The organism is Prosthecobacter sp. (assembly GCF_044232965.1).
In the GTDB taxonomy this organism is placed as follows: Bacteria; Verrucomicrobiota; Verrucomicrobiia; order Verrucomicrobiales; family Verrucomicrobiaceae; genus Prosthecobacter.
In genome coordinates, this window is record NZ_JBIIKX010000159.1 from 1 (window position 1) to 2,985 (window position 2,985).

Genomic DNA, 2,985 nt, shown 5'->3' on the forward strand with positions numbered 1-2,985 from the left:
TTCTCAGGTGGAGCAGGCCGCCACGCATGGTGAGCTTCATCATTCATCACCAGGATGGAGCCACGGCCATGCAAGTCCTTCAGCACACGCCGGGAGAAAGCATCCGCGCTTTCGTCGCCTTTGTTCACCACGGCGTAGTTCGCGCCACCCTCGGCATGGGGTGATTCGGGGGCAAATGCGTGCCAGTTGGTGACGGCCACCTTGCTTTGGTAGAGCAGCGGGCGCATCCGCGCAGGCACGATGTCGAACTGCTCATAGTAGTTCCCGCCCACGTTGTCGGGGCGCAGCACTTGCAGGCGCTCCTTCACCGTCAGGTTGGGGCAGCAAACCAGCACCGTGTTTGGGAAACGATTATCGCCGGGCACACGCCCACGATTGCAAAAGGCCCAAGCGATCACCATCGCCATCACCACCGTTTTGCCTGATCCCGTCGCCATCTTGCAGCCAATGCGTGTGAGCGGCTTCCAGCCTTCTCGTGTCTCCACATCGCAGAGACGTGGGAAGAAGGCATCGCCCATCATGTGCGCCAGCGCAGGCTTCTCGCCGCGCAGCATCTTCTGGTAATCATGCACCGTCACGTCGGCATTGCCACGGATGGTGCGGCCAGCGGCGAGGATTTCATTGATGTAAATGATTGTCTCCACCGCTTCGATCTGGCAGAAGAACAGCCGCCTATTCCGGTCCTTCGAGTTCCAATGCCGCAGCAGATCCTTGGTCGTTGTCGTGGCGTTCTCGTAACCAGACTTCCGCCACTTGATCAGATCAGCACGAAGAGCATTCACCAGTGGCAAAGGCTCACTTCCGAAGTCCGAGCCGATGCCTTCCAACTCCTGCTGGCCCGTCACCGTCTGCTGCGTGGTCCACCAGTAGCGTGCCGAGCGTCGTCCGCCAATGCGGTTGGCTTTGCCTGCTTTGTCATAGACCCAGTGCTCCTTGGGTTCGTAGTAGGGGCTGTTGAGGATCGGTTGCTCCACAGGTGCCTGGATGGGCAACTCCTGCTGAGCTGTTGAAGTGGGTTGGCGTGCCATGGTCTGGATGAATTAGGCATTGGCTCCCGTCAGGCGATGCACCGCCATCACTTCATTGCCGCGTGGATCAATGACCTTGATCGCTACCCGGCCATGCTTACCGGGGGCAAAGGGTAGGCTGCTGGTGCTGGCGAAGGTTTCCCACACGCCCTCGTCCACGGTGCTGCCCAGCGCTTTGGCGATCTTCTCCCAGGCGCTCTTGTCGGGGAAGAAAGCTTGGCAGACGTGGAAGGTGCGTCCGTCGTAGTCCGTGTCTAGGAACCACGCGGCCACCTTGTCCGCCTTGGTGCCTTCCAGGCTATTTTTGACCGGGTCGTAAATGTCCACGCCTTCCATGTGGGCGATGAGTTCGCCCGCCTTCTCCTCGATCTTCGTGCGCGGTTGGCCAAAGACGGTGAAGATTTGCTGGCTGGCCTGCGCCGTGGCGGCCTTCTTGCCGCCCTTGTTGCCTTTCAGCAGGTCACCCATCAGCACATCGGGCCGGATGTGCGCCATGTGGAAGTGCGGGCCACCGCCGTTCTCGGCGATGGCTTGCGCTTCCTGAATGCGGTCCTGTGAGGACGCATCAAAGGCGAATCCGGCGAAGATCACCTCATCATAGCCGCGCTGGTAGGCACTGATCTTCGCCCGCTCCACTTGGTAGCCAGTGATGGCTCCATGCTCAGGCCCTACCACGACGGCCACCTTGCGCTCGGCCTGCCCCACGGGCGATCCTTCCGCGTGGATGAACTCCGCATCCACCGGATCGAGCCGCGTGAAAATGAGGTGCTTGTTGTTCGGGAAACGCACTCCGTCATGCCGCAGCAGCGCGATCATGCGGTCGATGTGGCTGCTCGCGTTTGAGATGTCTCGGCTGGTGTCCTCGGGCTCCTCAGTCTCGAAGGTTTCTTGCAGCACATTCGGCGCACCACCGATAGGGCTGGGTTCCGCATGCACAGCACCAATCATGCTGTCTTCCAGCGGGCGCACACTCTCCACGGTGAAGGGACCGCTGACCCGCACCACACCGGGCACCGGGATGGGTTGATCGACGAGGTCTTCCTGCTCCGCGTTGGCTTGAATGCAGGCATTCACCTCATCCATCTTCGCCCGCCATGCGGCACGGTAGGCAGTCAAAGCCTCGGCCAAAGGCTTCGGCCAATCCGCATCCGTGTCGAAGGGCACCTCCCACTCCTTCCATTCACCTTCGGGGATGGCTTCACGGTAGTTTTTCACCTGCCCGGGCGTGATACCTTTGAAGGGCCTCTTGGCGGCCATCACCTGGATCAGCTCGGGATTCGTGTCAGGCAGCAGCCAGCGGCGTTGGTCTGCATCCGTCACCGCGTTCACGCCATCTTCGCGATGCTTCTGCACCAGCTTCGCCACCATCGCTTCACGGATGGCTGGGCTCACGCTGCTCAGGGCCGCATTCAGCGCCGTCAGCTTCTCCGCCAGCACTGGCTCATGCCGGGCAAAGATGGGATCCAGGCCCTTGTTCTGGGCGATGCTCTTGAGCGTGATGTGCGGCACGCTGCGGTAGGTGAAGCCGTGCCGTGGATTCAGCGGCGCGCTCGGGTCCACGCCAGCGCTCGGGTCCTTCGTCTTGTAAGTGTCAAAGCAGGCCGTCAGCAGCCGCTGCCGGGCGATGGCGGCGGCCACACGCGAGGAATCAATGGTGATCCAACGCCGCCCCCACTGCTCTGCCACAAACGCCGTCGTCCCGCTCCCACACGTCGGGTCTAGCACGAGGTCGCCGGGGTCCGTGGTCATTAACATGCAACGCTGGATAACTTTTGTTGCGGATTGAACCACATACAATTTATCCATCGCTGAACTTGAAACTGTGTCTGCCCAAATGTTGCCAAGCCGGGTTAACAGCCTGTTGAAAAAGAGGGGTTAAAAAGGCCAAAACTTGGGGGCCAGTCTTCTTCGCGGCCTGGGTGCTGTTGGTGGCCGATTCGCATGATGGAACCTTGTG

Annotated in this window: 2 protein-coding genes; both read right to left on the reverse strand. The window is 60.7% G+C overall.

What is annotated here, in order from left to right:
• Positions 1-1,028: DEAD/DEAH box helicase family protein (locus tag ACILSI_RS26950; RefSeq protein WP_395725025.1), on the reverse strand; the 1,028-nt coding region annotated here is incomplete at its 3' end.
• 12 nt (positions 1,029-1,040) lie between these two features.
• On the reverse strand, positions 1,041-2,885 hold the full coding sequence (locus ACILSI_RS26955; RefSeq protein ID WP_395725026.1) for a DNA methyltransferase: 1,845 nt from the start codon (positions 2,883-2,885) through the stop codon (positions 1,041-1,043).
• Positions 2,886-2,985 lie beyond the last annotated feature (100 nt).